This is a genomic window from Sinorhizobium fredii NGR234, assembly GCF_000018545.1.
Lineage (GTDB): Bacteria > Pseudomonadota > Alphaproteobacteria > Rhizobiales > Rhizobiaceae > Sinorhizobium > Sinorhizobium fredii_A.
Map to the genome: position 1 here is coordinate 3384530 of NC_012587.1, position 13855 is coordinate 3398384.

The following is a 13855-nucleotide window of genomic DNA, read 5'->3' on the forward strand; positions in this document are numbered from 1 at the left end:
GACCTCCGGGCTCTCTTTATACCTTTGCGGGGCCCGGTCGGCGGCTTCGAAGTCATCACTTGCGAAGGAATTCTGCCGGGATAAACAGGAAAGCGACCGGAAAGTCAAGCTGGAGGCGGAGCCGCCTCGCCCGCCTGCCGGGCAAGCGCCTCGAAGGCTTGATCGATTCGCGTCATGACCCGCAAGGCGACGACCACCTCGGTCTGGTTGATATCGCCGAGCACCGCATGCAGCATTTCGAGTTCTCGCTGATGGATGACAGTGAAGAGATCCCGGCCGGCTGGGCTCGGTGCGCAGAAATAAGCCCGCCGGTGTTCCGGATTGGGCTTCCTCTCGAGCAATCCTTTGCTGATGAGGCCGGCGGCGATGCGCTGCACGAACTGGCGCTTCATCGACAGCCGCCTGGCGGCCTCCGGCACCGTCGACGGCGCCTCGCAGATGAGTTCCAGCACGGCGCGCTCGGCAACGGTGATCCCGGCGCCCTCGAGCATCTTCTCCACCGTCCTGCTGACGTTGAGATGCACCGGGCGGACGAGCTTGACCGCCTTGTAGAGGCGTTCCTGTTTGTCGAATCGGACCAGCATCCGTGTATGATAGCAATCGAGTTGCCGTTCTCAAGAAATTCTTAACGGATTTTGCCGCAGCCCTGTGATCGGACGCGAAAGCGCTTATCTTTCTCGCACAAGAGAGGCGTTCGACGGCTTGGGGCGACGATGAGCAAAGGCGGCAACCGCTATTACAACGGACCCGTTTCGGACCATTTCGACGGCGTCCGCTTCTTCAATCCCGGCGGGACGCCTCCGCGCGGTCTCGCGCACCTGCTGCGCTGGCAGTTCGGCGGCAAACGCGTGCGATGGCCCGGGCGCTACGACAGCCCCTTCCTCGAGGTACGGCCCGAACTCAGTGTCGACGGAGACCGCCTGCGGGTGACCATGGTCGGTCACGCAACGCTGCTGGTTCAGGTGGCCGGTCTCAACATCCTGACGGACCCGGTCTGGTCGCACCGGGCGAGTCCTTTCGCCTTCGCTGGACCGCAACGCCGCAACGCACCCGGCATCCACATGGACGACCTGCCGCCGATCGACGTCGTGCTCGTCACCCACAACCACTACGACCATCTCGACCTCGAAACGCTGGGCACGCTGCATGCCGAACATGCGCCGCATGTCATAACGCCGCTCGGCAACGACACGATCATCCGCCGCGCCGCACCGGACGCTGAGATTTCCGTGGTCGATTGGGGCGATCGGATCGACACGGGCGACGGCATCATCATCCATGCGGAGCCCTGCCACCATTGGTCGGCCCGGGGCACGCGCGACCGTCGCATGGCGCTTTGGGCCGCCTTCGTCATCGAGACGCCGGCCGGCAAGATCTATCATATCGGCGACACCGGCTTCCACGGCGGCATCAACTATCGCGCCGCCCGCGACAAGCACGGCCCCTTCCGCCTCGCCAACCTGCCCTTCGGCTGCTACGAGCCGCGCTGGTTCATGGAAAGCCAGCACCAGAACCCCGAAGAGGCAGTGATGGGCATGCTCGCCTGCGGCGCCGGTCATGTGGCGGGGCACCATTGGGGAACATTCCGCCTGACCGACGAGGGCATCGAGGAGCCGCTGAGAGCGCTGGAAGCCGCACTCGACAAGGCCGGTATCGAGCCGAGCCGGTTCCGGCCGCTGCGACCCGGTGAAGTCTTCGACGTTCCGGCTGGAGCGGGATAAAGCCGGCACTGGTAATTTTCGGCCTTTTCCGCCATATACAGCCCGAATGAAAGGCGCCTCCCGGTCGGAGGCCGAGTTTGGACAATCGCGACATGGCCGACCACGTGCAATTTGCCAGGATGAACGGGCTTGGAAACAAGATCCTGGTCGTCGACATGCGCGGCCGCAAGGATCGTGTCACGCCCGGGGCCGCGATCGCCCTCAACGCCGATCCGGCAACCGAGTTCGACCAGATCATGGCGATCCACGACCCGAGGGCCCCCGGCACCGATGCCTGGATCGACATCGTCAATTCCGACGGTTCGATGGCCCAGGCCTGCGGCAACGGCACCCGCTGCGTCGTCCAGGCGCTCGCCGCCGAGACCGGCAAGAAGGCCTTCCTCTTCCATACGGTCGCCGGCCTGCTCGAAGCCAGGGAGCACGACGACGGCTTGATTTCGGTCGACATGGGAAGCCCACGCTTCGGCTGGAACGAAATCCCGCTCGCCGAGGAATTTCACGATACGCGCCGCATCGAGCTGCAGATCGGCCCGATCGACGACCCGGTGCTGCATTCGCCTTCGGTCGCCTCGATGGGCAACCCGCATGCGATCTTCTGGGTCGAGAACGACGTGTGGAGCTATGAGCTCGACCGTTTCGGACCGCTCCTCGAAAACCACCCGATCTTCCCCGAGCGCGCCAATATCTCGATCGCCCATGTCCGCTCCCGCCAGGAGATGGATCTGAGGACTTGGGAGCGCGGCGCCGGGCTGACGCTGGCCTGCGGCTCCGCCGCCTGTGCTGCCGCCGTCAGCGGCGCCCGGACCGGGCGAACCGATCGGATCGTGACGGTGAACGTGCCGGGCGGGCCGCTGAAGATCGAGTGGCGCGAAAGCGACGACCACGTCATCATGACCGGACCGGCCGAATGGGAATGGACGGGCACCGTCGATCCCGCCACCGGCGCCTTCGAGCGCGATGCCGCGGCGACCAGCGAAAGCGGAGCGCGGGCGCTTTGAGCGGCGTCGAGGTCATAACCTTCGGCTGCCGCCTCAACACCTATGAATCGGAAGTGATGCGGGCGGAGGCCGAGAAGGCGGGGCTGAACAACGCCATCCTCGTCAACACCTGCGCCGTTACAGCCGAGGCCGTGCGCCAGGCGCGCCAGGCGATACGCCGGGCACGGCGCGACAATCCGCATGCCCGCATCATCGTCACCGGCTGCGCCGCCCAGACCGAGAAGGAAACCTTCGCCGAAATGGCCGAGGTCGACGCGGTTCTCGGCAACGAGGAGAAGCTGAAAAGCGCCTCTTATCGTTCGCTGCCGGATTTCGGCGTCTCGGCCGAGGAGAAGCTGCGCGTCAACGATATCATGAGCGTGCGCGCCACCGCGCCGCAGATGATCAGGCATATCGACGGGCACGTGCGCGCCTTCATCCAGGTGCAGAATGGCTGCGACCATCGCTGCACCTTCTGCATCATCCCCTACGGCCGCGGCAATTCCCGCTCCGTGCCTATGGGCGCCGTCGTCGACCAGGCGCGGCGGCTTGTCGAAAGCGGCTATCGCGAGATCGTCCTGACGGGTGTCGACGCCACCAGCTACGGCGCCGATCTGCCCGGAACCCCGACGCTCGGGTTACTCGCCAGGACGCTTCTGAAGCAGGTGCCGGACATCCTGCGCCTGCGCCTTTCGTCGATCGACAGCATCGAGGCGGACCGGCATCTCCTCGACCTGATCGCCGATGAGCCGCGCTTCATGCCGCATCTGCACCTATCGCTGCAGCACGGCGACGACCTGATCCTGAAGCGGATGAAGCGTCGCCATTCGAGTGCCGAGGCCCGCGCCTTCTGCGCCGAGGTGCGCCGCCTGCGCCCCGAGATCAGCTTCGGCGCCGACATGATCGCCGGCTTTCCGACCGAAACGGAAGCGATGTTCGACAACGCCGCGCGGCTTGCCGAGGACTGCGGCATCGCCTATCTGCACGTCTTCCCCTACAGCCCCCGCCCCGGTACGCCGGCGGCGCGCATGCCGCAACCCGACCGGGCGCTCGTCAAGGAGCGGGCCGCGCGGCTGCGGGGCAAGGGGGCGGAGCTCTACGCGGCTCATCTCGACCGTATGGTCGGCAGCGAGCAGACGATCCTCGTCGAGATGAACGGGCTGGCGCACACCGAAAACTTCACCCTCGTCGATGCGGCCGGCCTTGCGCCGCGCGCGCTCATCGAGGTCAAAATCACCGGCCACGACGGCAAGCATCTGACGATGCACAGAGAACAGATGGCTGCGGCCTGACACCGGACATTCCCATGGCGATTGGTTTCATCAAGAAGATCTTCTCCTTCGGCAAGGACACCGTCGAAGAGAAACCCGTGCCGCCGGCAGAGACGATGCCTGTTGCCGATGAGATACCGGAAACCCCCTCTGTCCCTGCGGGACATCTCCCCCACAAGGGGGGAGAGGACGTGGTCGCGGCACCCGCCGAGGATGACCGCGCCGCCTCGAACGAGGACAGGGCCGCCACGGAAGAGGCGAAGACCGGCGCGCACGATCTCGCTATTCCGCCTGCGCCAGCCGAACCAACACCTGACGTCAAAAGGGAAGAAGCCCCGGAAAGCGCTCGTCCCGCCGAAGATGATGCCGTTCCGGCGGAGGACGAGAGCCCGCCACCTCCGATCTCCCCCCTTGTGGGGGAGATGCCCGGCAGGGCAGAGGGGGGTGAGGCCCCGATCGGAGACGCTGCACTTGGTGATGGGGCCGCGATACCCCCCTCTGTCCCTTTGGGACATCTCCCCCACAAGGGGGGAGAGCAGAGGGCGGTCGAGGCCGCCGCTGAGGCAGGCCGCGCGGCAATCGAGGAGGAAAAGGCTGGCTCAGACGATATCGCGCCATCGCCCCAGCGCGCGACAGAAGAGGTCGCCACCCCTAGTGAAGACGTCGTGGCAGTTCCCGACATCACCGCGCACGAAGACGTTGTAATGGAGGACGAGCCCGCGGCTCTTCCGATCTCCCCCCTTGTGGGGGAGATGCCCGGCAGGGCGGAGGGGGGTGAAACTCCCGAAAACCTCGCCCCCGCCCTCCCCAAAGGCTTCGCCGCCGCCGACCAGCGCCCGAAGGAGGCCGCCCCCGCCTCGCAGCCAAAGCTTTCCTGGTACCAGCGGCTGCGCCACGGCTTGGCTCGCACCTCCTCGCAGCTCACCGGCCAGATCGCCAGCCTGTTCACCAAGCGGAAACTCGACGAGGCGACGCTGGAGGATCTCGAGGACCTGCTGATCCAGGCGGACCTCGGGGTCGAGACGGCGATGCGCATCACCGACACGCTCGCCTCGGAACGCTACGGCAAGGACGTGACCGGCGAGGACGTCTCGCGCATCATGGCCGGCGAGATCGCCAAGGTGCTGGCGCCGGTCGCCAGGCCGCTGGAGCTCGACCTCAGCCAGAAGCCGCACGTGATCCTCGTCGTCGGCGTCAACGGCACCGGCAAGACGACGACGATCGGCAAGCTCGCGGCAAAACTTTCCGGCGCGGGCCTCAAGGTGATGTTGGCGGCCGGCGACACGTTCCGGGCCGCGGCGATCGAGCAATTGAAGATCTGGGCCGAGCGGACCAAGTCCGACATCGTCGCCTCGAAGCTCGGCGCCGATGCGGCCGGTCTTGCCTACGAGGCCTTCCAGCTCGCCCGCGAGAAGAAGTCGGACGTGCTGATCATCGACACCGCCGGACGGCTGCAGAACAAGGCCGAACTGATGGCCGAGCTCGAAAAGATCGTCCGCGTCCTCGGCAAGCTCGACCCGGATGCGCCGCATACGGTCCTGCAGACGCTTGACGCGACGACCGGGCAGAATGCCCTGCAGCAGGTGGAGATCTTCCGCAATGTCGCCGGCGTCAGCGGCCTGATCATGACCAAGCTCGACGGCACTGCGCGCGGCGGCATTCTTGTGGCGATCTCCGCCAAGCACAAGCTGCCGGTCTATTTCATCGGCGTCGGCGAGGGGATCGACGATCTCGAACCCTTCGAGGCGAAGGATTTCGCCGAGGCGATCGCCGGCGTTGGCGCCGCCTGATCAAGGGACGGGAAGCTTGCAGCCGCAGCGCTGCTGCGCAATTTGAAGTGCCACAGCGACCTTTGCGCGCCGGATGAGACGCGCGGCGCTGTAGTGATATGGTTTTGCCGCAATGCTGGTGTTATGAGCAGCCAGAGAGCGGGACAGGAAAAGTGTGAAGCGGTTTTCCGCCCGCGTCCCGCAGGAATTCGAAAGCTACAGCGACCTTTGCGCGTCTGGTAAGACGCGCGGCGCTGTAGAAGGCGCGAAATGCAAGAACAGGATCCGCACATGTCGACAATCGAGGCCGAGAAGCCGCGGACGGAAGTTAGCCCGCGCCTGAAGCTCGTGCTGGAGCTCGGGCCGCTCATGGTCTTCTTCTTCGCCAATTCCCGCGGCGACTGGCTGGCAAGCCGCTTTCCCGTGCTTGCCGAGCTCGGCGGGCCGATCTTCATCGCCACCGGCCTGTTCATGGCGGCGACAGCGACAGCGCTCATCGTTTCCTGGATCATGACGCGCACTCTGCCGATGATGCCGCTGATCTCCGGTATCGTCGTCTTCGTCTTCGGCGCGCTGACGCTCTGGCTGCAGAACGACACCTTCATCAAGATGAAGCCGACCATCGTCAACACGCTCTTCGGCGCCATCCTGCTCGGCGGTTTGCTGTTCGGCAAATCGCTGCTCGGCTACGTCTTCCACGCCGCCTTCAAGCTCGACGAGGACGGCTGGCGCAAGCTGACGATCCGCTGGGGCGTGTTCTTCCTGTTCCTCGCGGTCCTCAACGAGATCGTCTGGCGCTCCTTCTCGACCGACTTCTGGGTCGCCTTCAAGGTCTGGGGAACGATGCCGATCACCATTCTCTTCACCCTTGCCCAGATGCCGCTGATCATGAAGCATTCGCAGGAACGGGAGAGTGCCGAGTGACGATCGCCGCCGGGACGGACGACAACAGGCAACGCAGCACCTGGATCTGGCTGATCGCCTGCCTCGGCGTCGTCGCCATCCAGATCCTCACGCAACACCTGATGGGGCGGCTGTGGATCTGCGAATGCGGCTACGTGAAGCTCTGGGAGGGTGTCGTCAATTCCAGCGGCAACTCGCAGCATATCTCCGACTGGTATACGCCGTCGCACATCATCCACGGCTTCCTCTTTTACGGCCTCGGCTATCTCCTCTTGCGCGGCAAGCCGCTCAGCGTCCGCCTGCTGCTGGCGACGCTGATCGAATCCGCCTGGGAGATCGCCGAGAACACGCCGATGGTGATCAACCGCTATCGCTCGGCGACGATCTCGCTCGACTATTTCGGCGACAGCATCCTGAATTCCACCATGGATACGCTCGCCATGGCGGCCGGATTCCTGCTCGCCTCGCGGCTGCCGGTAGCGGTGACGGTGACGATTGCCATCGTCCTAGAGCTCTTCACCGGCTGGATCATCCGCGACAACCTGACCCTCAACGTGCTGATGCTCGTCTGGCCGCTCGATGCGGTGAAGGCGTGGCAGGCGGGCCTTTAGCCAAATGCCGGTTGAAGAACTCAGAATTCTTCCAGCCGATATGGCGCGGACTTGTCCCGATCGTTGCCGAAGAAGTTTATGCGCTTGAAGACTCCTTGGACGTAGCCTTTTTCGCGCAAATACTGAACCTGATAGTCCGCTCCCATGTGACGGTGCGTAGCAAAGGGGACGCCCATGTCGCGTAGCGTCTCGCACATCCTGAACACGGCCGGTTCCGCAGCGGCGAACCCGTAAACGTCAGCGTAGTTTTCGCTCTTCTTGAAGCCGAGTCTCGTGAAGGTTTCGATCGAATCTGAGTCGCCAATCGCAATCACGAGACGTTCGCTTTCAACAATGGTCACCCTCGTTGGCCGTTTGGCGCGTTGACCTTGAGGCTGAAACGTTTGCTCATTCATGAGGCTGCACCTGTCACCATGACTGCTCCGATGGCTTCGCCGCTCACGATCCCGCCAGCGCCTTCTCGATCGCGGGCATGAGCCCTTCCTTCAAGGTCTGCTCGTCGAATGGACCGGCGCGCTTATACAGGATCGTGCCATCCGCTCCGACCAGAAACGACTCCGGGATCCCATAGACGCCCCAGTCGATCGCCGCCTTGCCGTTCGGATCCGTGCCGATCGCCGCGAACGGATTGCCGAGTTCGCCGAGGAATCTCAGCGCATTGTCGTTGCGGTCCTTGTAGTTGATGCCGACGACGGTCAACCGCGGGTCCTTGGAAAGTTCGAGGATGATCGGATGCTCCTGCCGGCAGGGCACGCACCAGGAGGCCCAGACATTGACGAGCGTCAGCCTGCCCTTGAGCGCCGCATCGGTGAGCGCCGGCATCGGCTGGCCGGAAGGTGACATGGCGCCTTCGAGCGGCGGCAGGTCGAGCTTCGGCGCCTTGGTGCCGATCAGCGCCGAGGGGATTTCGCTGATGTCCTTGCCGGAGTTCAACTGGCTCCAGAAGATCAGCGCAAGTGCTGCGAAGATCAGAAGCGGAAGGGCCGCGAGCAGGTAGCGCAAGGCCCCGGGCCCGCGCTCGTCCGGTTGCGGCGCCTGGGTGCTCGTCATAGGGCTTCTCCGCCCGGCGCTTCCGCCGAACGGCGGCGAATGCCGGCGGCTTCGAGCGTTTTCAATTCACGCTGCCGGGCGCGACCATCGCCGACGACCCAGATGACGAGCCCCGCAGCGACCGCGAAGGCGACCGCATAGCTGGCAATCACATAGGCTGCATGGCTCATCATGGCGCCAAGCTCTCCCGGCCGGCATTGCGGGCCGCCTGGCGCCGGAGCGACGTCACCCGGCGGCGCCAGATTTCGTTGCGCATCGCCGCGATGTGCAGCGTGAAGAACAACAGCGTGAAACCGATTGCCATGACGATGAGCGGCCACAGGAATTCCGGATCGATCGACGGCCCGTCGAGGCGCATGACGCTGGCCGGTTGGTGCAGGGTGTTCCACCACTCGACCGAGAATTTGATGATCGGAATATTGACGAAGCCGACCAGCACCAGCACCGCCGAGACGCGTGCCGAGCGGGCCGGATCGTCCATGGCACGGTTGAGCGCCATCAGCCCGAGATACATGAGGAAGAGCACGAAGACCGAGGTCAGCCGCGCATCCCATACCCACCAGGTTCCCCACATCGGCTTGCCCCAGAGCGAGCCGGTGACGAGCGCCAGGAAGGTGAAACAGGCGCCGATCGGCGCCGCCGCCCTGGCCGAGACATCGGCGAGCGGATGGCGCCACACCAGCGTGCCGAGTGCCGAAATCGCCATCACCGAGTAGCACATCATCGACAGCCAGGCGGAGGGCACGTGCACATACATGATGCGCACCGTCTCGCCTTGCTGATAATCACTCTCGGTGGTGAAGGAGAGCCAAAGGCCGGCTGCGAAGGTGAGCACCGTAAGAACGGCAAACCACGGCAAGACGCGATCGGCCAGCGCCAGGAACCGGGTCGGGTTGGCGAGGTCGCTGAACTTGCGGATGGCCAGGCTGTTTTCGCTCATGACGGCTCTTTAACGCGGAAGACGTCCTTCGGCAATTGACCCCGGTCAATCACGATTGCGTCAGTATAGCGGTTTTGAGACAACGCATGCACAAAACAAGGACGTGAAGGCTGCCATCTGGCCTGTCGAAGCGCAGCAGCCTTCAATCGGCCGAGTGCCTCAGCGCGGCGGCCGCCGCCACCGGTCCAATCACCGCGAAGAACAGGGTTATCGCCATCAAAATCATGAAAGGCGGCAGGAAGGGGGCGGGATCCTCGATCGCCGCATAGACCGCACTGACCCCGAAGATCAGCACCGGGATGGCGAGCGGCAGCACGAGGATCGAGACGAGCAGCCCGCCGCGCGGCAGGGCCACCGCAACGGCTGCACCGACCGCCCCGATGAAGGTGATCGCCGGCGTCCCGGCAAAGAGGGTGAGCATGGTCGCGCCGATGGCAAGCTCGTCCATGTTCATGAACAGGCCGAGAAACGGCGAGGCGACCACCAGCGGCAGGCCGGTGGCGGCCCAATGGGCGACGCATTTGACGAAGACGGTGAGAACGAGCGGCGTCTCGTGCATCAGCATGAGATCGAGCGAACCGTCCTCGCGCTCCGCCTGGAAAAGCCGGTCGAGGCCGAGCAATGAGGCGAGCAGCGCGCCGATCCAGAGGATCGCCGGGCCGATGCGGGCGAGCAGATTGAGATCCGGCCCGACGCCGAACGGGATCACCGAGACGACCGTCATGAAGAAGAGCACGCCGATCATCGCGCCGCCGCCGGCGCGCACCGAGAGCTTCAGGTCACGGAAGAAGAGAGCGATCAATGCGCGAACCCCGTCATCTGCAACGCCTTCGCCTGGCCGATCCCCAGCGACTGGTGGGTGGCGGCGATGACGATGCCGCCACGCTCACGGTGGCCTGCGACGAGCCCGGCAAAGAGCCTGTCCGCCCCGGCATCGAGCGCGGCCGTCGGCTCGTCGAGAATCCAGATCGGCCGATAGGCGACAAGCAGCTTCGCCATGGCCATGCGCCGCTGTTGCCCGGCGGAAAGATAGCCGAACGGCAGATGGGTGACGCCGGCAAGGCCGACGGCCGCGGCGGCCGCTGCGAGATCGAGGCCGGAGCCGCCCGGCGAATTGCCGAGGAAGCGTTGCCAGAAACAGAGATTTTCCTCGACCGTCAATTCCCGCTTCATCGCATTGCGGTGGCCGAGATAATGACTGAGCTCGCGGGGATGCTCGAAGCCGGAAGGCCCGTCCTTCAGCGATACCCGCCCCGATTCGGCCTGAAGAAGGCCCGCCAGAACGCGCTGCAGAGTCGATTTTCCCGAGCCGTTCGGACCTGTCACAACCAGTGCTTCGCCGGTTGCAAGGTCGAAGGAAATATCGTGGAAAATCAAGTCTTCACCGCGCCTCGCGCTCAAACTCTCTACCAGCAGGCGCATCAACTTTAGGCTTTCCCTGACGCTCTCTTCTGAAGAGCAAAAAAAGTTCCGATTGACCCTTGGTTGGTCTGGCACGATTTCAAGAAATTATCTATAAGGCGGCCAACACGCCAGCGGTCGGCGTGAATTTCATCCAAGCGCCGAACCTGGAATGACATTCCACGTACGGACAGCGGAAATGGCCGCACCCGCATCCCATTTCGCGCCTCACAGGCGCTCGGGCGTTCGTACGTCAGTTTTTGGCGATCAGACGGAACGGGGTATTTCCAGTGTCCAAGTCCCTAGACAGCTTCAATTGTCGCTCCACGCTCACGGTCAACGGCGTGGACTATGTCTATTACAGCCTGCCGAAAGCGGAAGCGAACGGGCTCGCCGGTGTGTCGAAGCTTCCCTATTCGATGAAGGTGCTGCTGGAAAACCTGCTGCGCAACGAGGACGACCGCTCGGTCACCAAGAAGGACATCGAGAACGTCGCCGCATGGCTCAGCGACAAGGGCACTGCGGAAAACGAAATCGCCTACCGCCCGGCGCGCGTGCTGATGCAGGACTTCACCGGCGTTCCGGCCGTCGTCGACCTCGCGGCGATGCGCGACGCCATGGTGTCGCTCGGCGGCGACCCGGAAAAGATCAACCCGCTCGTGCCGGTCGATCTCGTCATCGACCACTCGGTGATCGTCGACGAATTCGGCACGCCGCAGGCCTTCGCCCGCAACGTCGAACTCGAATACCAGCGCAACGGTGAGCGCTACCGCTTCCTGAAATGGGGCCAGCAGGCCTTCAAGAACTTCCGCGTCGTGCCGCCCGGCACCGGCATCTGTCACCAGGTCAATCTGGAATATCTCGGCCAGACCGTCTGGACCCGCGAAGAGAACGGCGAAATCACCGCCTACCCGGATACCTGTGTCGGCACCGACAGCCACACGACGATGATCAACGGCCTCGGTGTGCTGGGCTGGGGCGTCGGCGGCATCGAGGCCGAAGCCGCGATGCTCGGCCAGCCGGTCTCGATGCTCCTGCCGGAAGTCATCGGCTTCAAGCTGACGGGCAAGCTCAAGGAAGGCGTCACCGCGACCGACTTGGTGTTGACCGTCGTGCAGATGCTGCGCAAGAAGGGCGTCGTCTCGAAGTTCGTCGAATTCTTCGGCCCGGGCCTCGACAACATGACGCTCGCCGACCGCGCCACGATCGGCAACATGGGTCCGGAATACGGCGCTACCTGCGGCTTCTTCCCGGTCGACGCCGAAACCATCAACTACCTGACGATGTCCGGCCGTGAAGAGCAGCGCATCGCGCTGGTCGAAGCCTATTCGAAGGCTCAGGGCATGTGGCGCGAAGGCGACGGCTCGGAACTGGTCTTCACCGACACGCTGGAACTCGACCTCGGCGACGTCGTGCCGTCGATGGCCGGCCCGAAGCGTCCCGAAGGCCGGATCGCGCTCGAGAACATCGCCTCGGGCTTCGCCACCGCGCTTGAGAACGACTACAAGAAGCCCGGCCAGCTTGCGAACCGCTATGCCGTCGAAGGCACCGATTTCGACCTCGGCCACGGTGACGTCGCGATCGCCGCGATCACCTCCTGCACCAACACCTCGAACCCGTCGGTGCTGATCGCTGCCGGCCTGCTCGCCCGCAATGCCGTAGCCAAGGGCCTGAAGACCAAGCCCTGGGTCAAGACCTCGCTGGCGCCGGGATCGCAGGTCGTCGGCGAATATCTGGCCAAGTCCGGCCTGCAGACCGATCTCGACGCGCTGGGCTTCAACCTGGTCGGCTTCGGCTGCACCACCTGCATCGGCAATTCCGGTCCGCTGCCGGCGCCGATCTCGAAGACCATCAACGACAAGGGCCTGATCGCCGCCGGCGTTCTCTCCGGCAACCGCAACTTCGAAGGCCGCATCTCGCCGGACGTCCAGGCGAACTACCTCGCCTCGCCGCCGCTCGTCGTCGCCTATGCGCTCGCCGGCACGGTCCAGAAGGATCTGACCAAGGAGCCGATCGGCGAAGACAGGGATGGCAAGCCGGTCTATCTCAAGGACATCTGGCCGACCTCGCAGGAGATCCAGGAGTTCATCTTCAAGTACGTGACCCGCGATCTCTATGCGTCCAAATACGCGGACGTCTTCAAGGGCGACGAAAACTGGCAGGCGGTTCAGGTTCCGGCCGGTCAGACCTATGCCTGGGACGAGGGCTCCACCTATGTCCAGAACCCGCCCTATTTCGTCGGCATGGGCAAGAAGGGCGCCGGCATTTCCGACATCAAGGGCGCCCGCGTCCTCGGCCTCTTCGGCGACAAGATCACCACCGACCATATTTCTCCGGCGGGTTCGATCAAGGCGGCGTCGCCGGCAGGCTCCTACCTGCTCGGCCATGGCGTCACCGTTGCCGACTTCAACCAATACGGCACCCGCCGTGGCAACCATGAAGTGATGATGCGCGGCACCTTCGCCAATATCCGCATCCGCAACCACATGCTCGGCCCGAACGGCAAGGAAGGTGGCTACACCATCCACTATCCTTCCAAGGAAGAGATCTCGATCTACGATGCGGCCATGACGTACAAGGAAGAGGGCGTTCCGCTGGTCATCTTCGCCGGCGTCGAATACGGCAACGGTTCGTCGCGCGACTGGGCGGCCAAGGGCACCAACCTGCTCGGCGTCAAGGCCGTCATCGCCCAGTCCTTCGAGCGCATTCACCGCTCGAACCTCGTCGGCATGGGCGTCATCCCCTTCGTCTTCGAAGCGGGCATGACCTGGGAATCGCTGGCCTTGAAGGGTGACGAGGTCGTGACGATCGAAGGTCTCGCCAATGTCCAGCCGCGCGAAAAGCGCGTCGCCAAGATCACCTATGGCGACGGTTCGGTGAAGGAAGTACCGCTGATCTGCCGCATCGACACGCTGGACGAGGTGACCTACGTCAACAATGGCGGCATCCTGCAGACGGTTCTGCGCGATCTGGCGGCCTGATCCGGTCGCCTGACTGCAGGGGGATAGAAGCTTTCCGCCGCAGTCCGCGCATCACTCGATCTGGTTGCCAATCGACCTGGCCGGGGCATCAGCCGATGCCCCGGCCTTTTGCTGTCCGCCGCTGCCCGGGCGTCCTTCGCCGTTTTTCCCCAACGGAACGGCAGGTCACTCCAACGTGACTTTCCGTTGAAACCGGGCCGTCGTATGTAATGTACTCCCCTGATGAGAGAC

The 13855-nt window shown here is 64.1% G+C and carries 14 protein-coding genes; 7 read left to right on the top strand and 7 right to left on the bottom strand.

All coding sequences use genetic code 11. From position 1 onward, the window contains the following. Positions 1 to 104 precede the first annotated feature (104 nt). Complete coding sequence (locus NGR_RS27250; RefSeq protein ID WP_012709707.1) at positions 105 to 584, bottom strand: MarR family winged helix-turn-helix transcriptional regulator; 480 nt, start codon at positions 582 to 584, stop codon at positions 105 to 107. A 129-nt stretch (positions 585 to 713) separates the two neighbouring features. Between NGR_RS27250 and NGR_RS27255 the strand changes: the two genes are divergently transcribed. The 6 genes from NGR_RS27255 (at position 714) to NGR_RS27280 (ending at position 7252) form a co-directional block, all read left to right on the top strand. Then, the gene (locus NGR_RS27255) at positions 714 to 1721 is read left to right on the top strand and encodes an MBL fold metallo-hydrolase (RefSeq protein WP_012709708.1); all 1008 of its coding nucleotides are present in this window, start codon (positions 714 to 716) and stop codon (positions 1719 to 1721) included. Positions 1722 to 1813: 92 nt separating this feature from the next. Continuing rightward, positions 1814 to 2719 (top strand): diaminopimelate epimerase, encoded by a 906-nt coding sequence (gene dapF, locus NGR_RS27260; RefSeq protein ID WP_193377911.1) that lies wholly within the window; start codon positions 1814 to 1816, stop codon positions 2717 to 2719. Then, positions 2716 to 3990, top strand: coding sequence for a tRNA (N(6)-L-threonylcarbamoyladenosine(37)-C(2))-methylthiotransferase MtaB (gene mtaB / locus NGR_RS27265; RefSeq protein ID WP_164924521.1), 1275 nt, complete (start codon positions 2716 to 2718; stop codon positions 3988 to 3990). Before dapF ends, mtaB begins: the two co-directional genes overlap by 4 nt. A 14-nt stretch (positions 3991 to 4004) precedes the next feature. Continuing rightward, entirely contained in the window at positions 4005 to 5759 is a 1755-nt protein-coding gene (ftsY, locus tag NGR_RS27270) for a signal recognition particle-docking protein FtsY (RefSeq protein ID WP_164924522.1), read from the top strand. 270 nt (positions 5760 to 6029) lie between these two features. Further along, on the top strand, positions 6030 to 6662 hold the full coding sequence (locus NGR_RS27275) for a septation protein A (RefSeq protein WP_012709712.1): 633 nt from the start codon (positions 6030 to 6032) through the stop codon (positions 6660 to 6662). Continuing rightward, a complete protein-coding gene (locus NGR_RS27280; RefSeq protein WP_012709713.1) occupies positions 6659 to 7252 on the top strand; it encodes a DUF2585 domain-containing protein in 594 nt (197 codons plus the stop codon). Before NGR_RS27275 ends, NGR_RS27280 begins: the two co-directional genes overlap by 4 nt. A 20-nt stretch (positions 7253 to 7272) precedes the next feature. Here NGR_RS27280 and NGR_RS27285 read toward each other — a convergent pair whose 3' ends face one another. The 6 genes from NGR_RS27285 to ccmA form a co-directional block, all read right to left on the bottom strand. Beyond that, a complete protein-coding gene (locus NGR_RS27285) occupies positions 7273 to 7647 on the bottom strand; it encodes a hypothetical protein (protein ID WP_164924523.1) in 375 nt (124 codons plus the stop codon). Positions 7648 to 7690: 43 nt separating this feature from the next. Beyond that, positions 7691 to 8302 (bottom strand): DsbE family thiol:disulfide interchange protein, encoded by a 612-nt coding sequence (locus tag NGR_RS27290; RefSeq protein ID WP_012709715.1) that lies wholly within the window; start codon positions 8300 to 8302, stop codon positions 7691 to 7693. Next, entirely contained in the window at positions 8299 to 8475 is a 177-nt protein-coding gene (gene ccmD, locus NGR_RS27295) for a heme exporter protein CcmD (RefSeq protein WP_164924524.1), read from the bottom strand. Before ccmD ends, NGR_RS27290 begins: the two co-directional genes overlap by 4 nt. Next, positions 8472 to 9242 carry a heme ABC transporter permease gene (locus tag NGR_RS27300; protein WP_012709716.1) on the bottom strand — a complete coding sequence of 257 codons (771 nt, stop codon included), beginning with the start codon at positions 9240 to 9242 and terminating at the stop codon, positions 8472 to 8474. Before NGR_RS27300 ends, ccmD begins: the two co-directional genes overlap by 4 nt. A gap of 142 nt (positions 9243 to 9384) precedes the next feature. Then, a complete protein-coding gene (gene ccmB / locus NGR_RS27305) occupies positions 9385 to 10044 on the bottom strand; it encodes a heme exporter protein CcmB (protein WP_012709717.1) in 660 nt (219 codons plus the stop codon). Continuing rightward, positions 10041 to 10664, bottom strand: coding sequence for a heme ABC exporter ATP-binding protein CcmA (gene ccmA / locus NGR_RS27310; RefSeq protein ID WP_012709718.1), 624 nt, complete (start codon positions 10662 to 10664; stop codon positions 10041 to 10043). Before ccmA ends, ccmB begins: the two co-directional genes overlap by 4 nt. A 269-nt stretch (positions 10665 to 10933) precedes the next feature. Here ccmA and acnA point away from each other — a divergent pair, with 269 nt between their 5' ends. Further along, positions 10934 to 13624 carry an aconitate hydratase AcnA gene (acnA, locus tag NGR_RS27315; RefSeq protein ID WP_012709719.1) on the top strand — a complete coding sequence of 897 codons (2691 nt, stop codon included), beginning with the start codon at positions 10934 to 10936 and terminating at the stop codon, positions 13622 to 13624. The last annotated feature ends 231 nt before the right edge of the window (positions 13625 to 13855 follow it).